Genomic DNA, 6,407 nt, shown 5'->3' with positions numbered 1-6,407 from the left:
GATGCGGGGTTCGTCGCCAACGACCTGCAGGTGGGTCAGACCGGCAAGATAGTGGCGCCCGAGCTCTACATCGCCGTCGGCATCTCGGGCGCCATCCAGCATCTGGCGGGGATGAAGGAGTCAAAGGTGATCGTCGCCATCAACAAGGATGCGGAGGCGCCCATCTTCCAGGTAGCGGACTACGGCCTGGTGGGGGACCTGTTCAGTCTGTTGCCGGAGCTCACCGCCAAGCTATGATGCTGTGAAAAAGGACCTTGGCCGCGCATTTATGTCAGCAGTCGGCCATTTCTCTGCACGTTCTCTGCAAGCCCTGACCCATTCAGGGCTTTTCTACTCTCAAGGATCAGCTTGGCTGACCTAAAAGGGTGCGCCAGATCCCAAAAAGCCTTTGCCCCGAGTGGGCGCTCTCGTGTAAAACCGTTCAAGTCATCGATCACTCTCATCCACTCACGGAAAGCGTCATGAGCAAACAGATTTACAACTTCTGCGCCGGCCCCGCCATGCTGCCGGTAGAAGTCATGGAGCGCGCCCAGCGCGAGTTTTGTAATTTCCAGGGGCTGGGAGCCTCGGTCATGGAGCTTTCCCATCGCGGCAAGCCCTATATGGCGGTCGCCGAGAAGGCGGAAAGTGACTTGCGCGAGTTGCTGGCGGTGCCGGCGAACTACAAGGTGCTGTTCATGCACGGCGGTGGCCGTGGCCAGTTCTCTGCCGTGCCCATGAACCTGCTCGGTGGTGCCAACAAGAAAGCCGACTATCTGCTGACCGGGGTCTGGGCCGCGAGCGCGGTGGATGAGGCGCGTAAATACGGCGACATCCAGACCGTTGAAGGGGTCGCCAAGAACGCAGAAGGGATCAGCCATCTGCTGCCGAACCCGGCGTTTCGCGCCGATGCGGCCTATGTGCACTACTGCCCGAACGAAACCATCGATGGCATAGAGATGTTCGACATCCCGGCCACAGGCTCTGTGCCGCTGGTGGCGGATCTCTCCTCCACCATCCTCTCCCGCCCCCTCGACATCAGTCGTTTCGGCGTTATCTATGCCGGTGCGCAGAAGAATATAGGCCCATCGGGGTTGGCTATCGCCATAGTACGCGACGATCTGCTGAGTCAGGCCCGCGCCGACGTGCCCTCCATTTTCGACTACCAGCTCACCGCCAAGAACGACTCCATGTTTAACACGCCGCCGACCTACGCCTGGTATCTGGCCGGGCTGGTGTTCGAGTGGCTCAAAGAGCAGGGGGGTCTGGCGGCCATGGAAGCGCGCAACAAGGAGAAGGCCGATTTCCTCTATGGCTATCTGGATGACTCCAGCTTCTATGGCAACAAGGTGGATACGGCCTGTCGCTCGCGCATGAACGTGCCGTTCCAGCTGAAAAACGAGGCGCTGGACAAGCAGTTCCTGGCCGAGTCAGAGGCCGCCGGCCTGCTGGCACTGAAGGGGCACCGCATCGTCGGTGGCATGCGTGCCAGCCTCTACAACGCCATGCCGCTGGAAGGGGTCAAGGCCCTGGTCAGCTTTATGGACGGCTTTGCCAAGCGCCACGGCTGAGGTGCAGTCCCATGATGCGAGACGCCGGGGACTCCCCGGCGTCTGTTTTCCGCTCTCTCCTGACCGTCTGGCTGGTCAGCCTCGTTTTTGTGGCAAGAGTGGTCTTGCCGCGCAGAACGCAGGCTGTTAACGTCCGGTCAGGTGATTTAATTGAGATCGTACAGGAAGTCTATGAATTCGTTGCGTTTGGAACCTATTTCTCGTGTGGCTGGCGTGGTCAATCTACCCGGCTCCAAAAGCGTATCTAATCGGGCCCTGCTGCTGGCCGCCCTGGCGCGCGGCACCACCCGGCTGACCAACCTGCTCGACAGCGATGACATCCGCCACATGCTGGGTGCGTTGACCCAGCTTGGCGTCAAGTACAAGCTTTCCGCCGACAAGACCGAGTGCACCGTGCACGGTCTGGGCCGCAGCTTCGCGGTATCGGCGCCGGTCAACCTCTTCCTCGGCAACGCCGGCACCGCCATGCGCCCGCTCTGCGCGGCGCTTTGCCTGGGATCTGGTGAATACATGCTGGGCGGCGAGCCGCGCATGGAAGAGCGTCCCATCGGCCATCTGGTGGATGCCCTGCGCGAAGCCGGTGCCCATATCCAGTACCTGAAGAAAGACGGCTATCCGCCGCTGGTGGTGGATGCCAAGGGACTCTGGGGCGGCGATGTGCACATCGACGGCTCCGTCTCCAGCCAGTTCCTGACGGCGTTTCTGATGGCGGCGCCGATGGCGGCTGGTGATACCCGCATCCACATCAAGGGGGAGCTGGTCTCCAAGCCCTACATCGACATCACCCTGCACATCATGAAGCAGTTCGGGGTGGTCATCGAGCACGACGACTACAAGCTGTTCTATATCAAGGGAAACCAGACCTATGTCAGCCCCGGTGATTTCCTGGTGGAAGGGGATGCCTCCAGCGCCTCCTACTTCCTCGCGGCGGGCGCCATCAAGGGCAAGGTGCGGGTGACCGGCATCGGCAAGCACAGCATCCAGGGCGACATCCACTTCGCTGACGTGCTGGAGAAGATGGGCGCGCGCATCACCTGGGGTGACGACTTCATCGAGGCCGAGCAGGCCCCGCTGCACGGGATCGACATGGACATGAACCAGATCCCTGATGCGGCCATGACCATTGCCACCACTGCACTGTTCGCCGAGGGGCCGACCTCCATTCGCAACATCTACAACTGGCGGGTGAAGGAGACCGATCGGCTGCACGCCATGGCGACCGAGCTGCGCAAGCTGGGTGTGGAAGTGGAGGAGGGGCACGATTACATCACCGTCACCCCGCCGGCTCAGCTGCAACACGCGGCGATCGACACCTACAACGATCACCGCATCGCCATGTGCTTCTCGCTGGTGGCGCTGTCGGACACGGCGGTGACCATCAATGATCCGGGTTGTACCTCCAAGACCTTCCCGGATTACTTCGACAAGCTGGCAGGCATCAGCCAGGCCGTCTGATCCCGCGCTCGTTGTCATCGAAGAGGCCCGCCACCGTGCGGGCCTCTTGTTTATCGACCGTCAGCTAGCAGCATTATGGTAACTTGCAAGACTCCATAGAAAAATACTTTGTGATGGGATGTAATTTTCTATTTACACCGTCTCGGTGGAGGGCTAGATTGAGGTTTCTTTATCGCAGTTATCTAGCAGGAAGCCTTGTCATGAAGCATCAAACCGACGACGTTCGTATCAGTGAAATCAAAGAATTATTGCCCCCGGTTGCGGTGCTCGAGAAGTTTCCGGCGACTGAAACCGCCTCATCGACCGTGTTTGAATCCCGTCAGGCCATCCACCAGATCCTGGCCGGCGAAGATCAGCGCCTGCTGGTGGTGATCGGCCCCTGCTCCATTCACGATCCGGTCGCCGCGCTGGAATATGGCAAGCGCCTCAAGCTGTTGCGTGATGAGCTCAAGGGCGAGCTGGAAATCGTGATGCGGGTCTACTTCGAGAAGCCGCGCACCACTGTCGGCTGGAAGGGGCTGATCAACGACCCTTACCTCGACAACAGCTGCCAGATCAACGATGGCCTGCGCATCGGTCGCAAGCTGCTGCTGGATCTCAACGACATGGGGCTGCCGACTGCCTCCGAATTCCTCGACATGATCACCCCGCAATACATGGCGGATCTGATGAGCTGGGGCGCCATCGGGGCCCGGACCACCGAATCCCAGGTGCACCGTGAGCTGGCCTCTGGTCTCTCTTGCCCGGTCGGGTTCAAGAACGGCACCGACGGCACCATCAAGGTGGCCATCGACGCCATCGGCGCCGCCAGTGCCCCGCACCACTTCCTGTCGGTGACCAAGTACGGCCACTCCGCCATCGTCTCCACCGCCGGTAACCCGGACTGCCACATCATCTTGCGCGGTGGCCGTGAGCCAAACTACAGCGCCGCCCACGTCGAGGACGTGGTGAAGGGGCTGGACAAGGCCGGTCTGCCGCAAAAGGTGATGATCGATTTCAGCCACGCCAACAGCAGCAAGCAATTCAAGAACCAGATGCTGGTGGCCGAGGATGTGGCCGGTCAGCTGCGCGCCGGCAGCAAGGCGGTGTTTGGTGTCATGGTGGAGAGCCACCTGGTGGAAGGGCGTCAGGATCTGGTGGAAGGTTGTGAACTCACCTTCGGCCAGAGCATCACGGATGCATGCATCAACTGGGCCGATACCGAGGTGCTGCTGCGCAACCTGGCCGATGCGGTGGCCACGCGCAACGCACTCTAATTGTCGTCACGGCGAATACCCCGCTGGCAGACAGGCAACAACAAAAAGCGCGACCCTAGGTCGCGCTTTTTTATTGGCGTGATTTGGCAGAAATCAGGCTTACTTGGCTTTTTCCTGATGCCCACGCAGGCGGATGTTGATCATCTCCACCACCAGCGAGAAGGCCATGGCGAAGTAGATGTAACCCTTCGGAATGTGCAGATCCAGCCCCTCGGCCATCAGGGCGACCCCGACCAGGATCAGGAAGGAGAGCGCCAGCATCTTGATGGTGGGGTGCTCGTCGACGAAGTCGCCGATGGCCTTGGCGGCAAACATCATGACACCGACGGCGATGACGATGGCCAGCACCATGACGGGCACGTGATCCGCCATGCCCACCGCGGTGATCACGGAGTCCAGGCTGAAGATGATATCGAGGATGGCAATCTGCACCAGAGTCGACATGAAACCGGCGGCCTTGCTCACTGTTCCTGGCTCCTCGGCGGCCCCCTCCAGGCTATGGTGGATCTCGTGGGTACTCTTGGCGATGAGGAAGAGCCCCCCGATCAGCAAGATGAGATCCCGGCCGGAGATGGCTTCACCCAGCACGCTGAACAGCGGCTCGGTGAGGCGCATCACCCAGGCCAGGGAGAGCAGCAACAGGATGCGGGTCCCCATGGCGAGCCCCAGCCCCAGGATCCGCGCGCGCTGGCGCTGAGCCTCTGGCAGGCGGCCGACCAGGATGGAGATAAAGATGATGTTGTCGATGCCCAGTACGATTTCGAGCAGGGTCAGGGTGGCGAGCGCGACCCAGGCAGAGGGATCTGCAATCCATTCCAGCATGATTGAACCTTGGTTGAACTTTGGATGACGGTTGAAACAGCGCATTCTAGCAGGCTGACTTGGCTTGTCCCAGCGCGGCGAACAGATAAAATAGCGGCGAGCAGAGGGAGAAAATCATGTTTCGTTTAGGGCTAATTATCAACCCGGTGGCCGGTATCGGCGGTGCGGTCGGCCTCAAGGGCAGCGACGGCATGGTGGCCGAGGCGCTGGCGCGCGGCGCCGTGCCCAAGGCGCAGGAGCGGGCCCGGCAGGCCCTGTTGCCGCTCTGTCAGCTGGCGCAACCCTTCGAGCTGTTGACGGTCGCGGGGGAGATGGGGGCGAGCCTTGCCGACGCGCTGCAACTGCCCCATCGCATCGTCTATCACCCCGGGGCAGAGGCGACCACGGCGGCCGATACCCGCACCGCCGCCGAGCTGATGCGCGGTGCCGGTGTCGATTTGCTGCTGTTCGCCGGTGGCGATGGCACCGCTCGGGACATCTGCGCCGCGGTCGGGGAGTCTTGCCACGTGCTCGGCATTCCGGCTGGCTGTAAAATTCACTCCGGGGTCTACGGGGTGACGCCCGCCGCCAGCGGGCGGGTGGCGGCGCGCATGATTGGAGGCGAGCTGCTCAGCTTGGTTGACGCCGAGGTGGTGGACATCGACGAGGAGGCGTTTCGGGCCGGCAAGGTGCGGGCCCGTCACTATGGTCAGCTGCAGGTGCCAGGGGATCTGCGCTACGTGCAGGCGACCAAGCAGGGCGGGCGGGAGTCCGAGGAGCTGGTGCTGGCCGATCTCGCCGCCGGCGTGGTGGAGGAAATGGCGCCCGATACCCTCTATCTGATGGGGTCGGGCAGCACGGTGGCCGCCTGTATGGGGGAGCTGGGGCTGGAAAATACCCTGCTCGGTGTGGATCTGGTGGAAAATGGTCGGCTGATCGGGCAGGATCTGTCCGCCGCCGAGATCCTGACCCGGATCCGCGGTCGTCACTGTCGGCTGATCATTACCCTGATCGGCGGTCAGGGACATCTGTTCGGGCGCGGAAATCAGCAACTGAGTCCAGAGGTGATCAGGGCCGTCGGGCGAGACCATATTCAGGTACTCGCCACCAAGACTAAGTTGGCGGCACTCGAAGGCCGTCCGCTGCTGGTGGATACCGATGACCCGGCACTGAACCGGTCGTTAAGTGGTTATCTGCGAATAACCACCGGATACAAGGATCAGGTCATCTACCCGGTGGCCAACCCGGAATAGGACATCAAGGATGCGGCTGGCCTGGCGCCAGAGAGTCGCGATCAACCGGATCGCGATTCCACTCCCCCGAATTATTTTGCCGGCAATCCCGG

General features: G+C 61.5%; 6 protein-coding genes. 5 read left to right on the top strand and 1 reads right to left on the bottom strand.

Translation table 11 applies throughout. The annotated features are described in order from the left end of the window. The 4 genes from BN1137_RS22915 to aroG all read left to right on the top strand — a co-directional run. Positions 1-237 (top strand): FAD-binding protein (locus tag BN1137_RS22915; protein ID WP_232306968.1); only part of this gene is annotated, 237 nt, incomplete at its 5' end. 224 nt (positions 238-461) lie between these two features. Beyond that, on the top strand, positions 462-1,550 hold the full coding sequence (serC, locus tag BN1137_RS18695; protein WP_050720040.1) for a 3-phosphoserine/phosphohydroxythreonine transaminase: 1,089 nt from the start codon (positions 462-464) through the stop codon (positions 1,548-1,550). Positions 1,551-1,721: 171 nt separating this feature from the next. Further along, entirely contained in the window at positions 1,722-3,005 is a 1,284-nt protein-coding gene (gene aroA / locus BN1137_RS18690) for a 3-phosphoshikimate 1-carboxyvinyltransferase (protein WP_050720039.1), read from the top strand. A 200-nt stretch (positions 3,006-3,205) separates the two neighbouring features. Further along, positions 3,206-4,261: a 3-deoxy-7-phosphoheptulonate synthase AroG gene (gene aroG / locus BN1137_RS18685; protein ID WP_050720038.1), complete on the top strand. Its 1,056-nt coding sequence runs from the start codon at positions 3,206-3,208 to the stop codon at positions 4,259-4,261. A gap of 99 nt (positions 4,262-4,360) precedes the next feature. On the opposite strand, the gene BN1137_RS18680 is transcribed toward aroG, so the two are convergent. Then, positions 4,361-5,083 carry a TerC family protein gene (locus BN1137_RS18680; protein ID WP_408605554.1) on the bottom strand — a complete coding sequence of 241 codons (723 nt, stop codon included), beginning with the start codon at positions 5,081-5,083 and terminating at the stop codon, positions 4,361-4,363. Positions 5,084-5,199: 116 nt separating this feature from the next. On the opposite strand from BN1137_RS18680, the gene BN1137_RS18675 reads away from it, so the two are divergent. Next, positions 5,200-6,315 (top strand): ATP-NAD kinase family protein, encoded by a 1,116-nt coding sequence (locus tag BN1137_RS18675; RefSeq protein ID WP_050720036.1) that lies wholly within the window; start codon positions 5,200-5,202, stop codon positions 6,313-6,315. The last annotated feature ends 92 nt before the right edge of the window (positions 6,316-6,407 follow it).

The organism is Aeromonas tecta (genome assembly GCF_000820185.1).
GTDB classification, from domain to species: domain Bacteria; phylum Pseudomonadota; class Gammaproteobacteria; order Enterobacterales; family Aeromonadaceae; genus Aeromonas; species Aeromonas tecta.
The sequence above is the reverse complement of the archived record's forward strand: the minus strand, read 5'-3'. Positions and strand labels throughout refer to the sequence as shown.